This window comes from Wohlfahrtiimonas larvae (assembly GCF_002006755.1).
Classification (GTDB): domain Bacteria; phylum Pseudomonadota; class Gammaproteobacteria; order Cardiobacteriales; family Wohlfahrtiimonadaceae; genus Wohlfahrtiimonas; species Wohlfahrtiimonas larvae.
Map to the genome: position 1 here is coordinate 1 of NZ_MVDO01000156.1, position 480 is coordinate 480.

At 36.7% G+C, this 480-nt stretch carries 1 protein-coding gene; it reads left to right on the forward strand.

The genetic code is table 11. The features are described 5' to 3' along the window. The coding region (gene plsY / locus BZK14_RS08830) for a glycerol-3-phosphate 1-O-acyltransferase PlsY (protein ID WP_143691420.1) at positions 1-438 on the forward strand (438 nt) is incomplete at its 5' end. Between the last annotated feature and the right edge of the window lie 42 nt (positions 439-480).

Here is a 480-nt window from a genome sequence, read left to right on the forward strand (position 1 = left end):
GCTGCCATCACATTAGTTGGTGATTTACTCAAAGGCTTAATTCCCGTTGTAATTGTGAAATTGATCTTCCCTACTGAATCATTATTAATTGCCTTAACAGCACTTGCTGCATTTTTGGGTCACTTATTTCCAGTATTTTTCCAATTCAAAGGTGGTAAAGGCGTTGCAACTGCGTTAGGCTGCATCATCGGCTTGAATCTTTGGGTGGCATTGTGTGCATTTGGCACATGGCTCGTTGTTTTTGCCCTTTCTAGAATTTCATCATTATCAGCGTTAACAGCAGCGATCATTGCTCCAATCTATTTATGGTTATTCAATGCTTCCATTTCTGTTGTAATTGCTGTCGTGATCATGGATATATTATTAATCATTCGTCATAAAGCGAATATTCAACGTATTTTAAAAGGTGAGGAAAAGAAATTAACTTCAAAAAAGTAACCTATCAATAGCCTTTAAACTAATCGTTTACGCTGTGTTGAA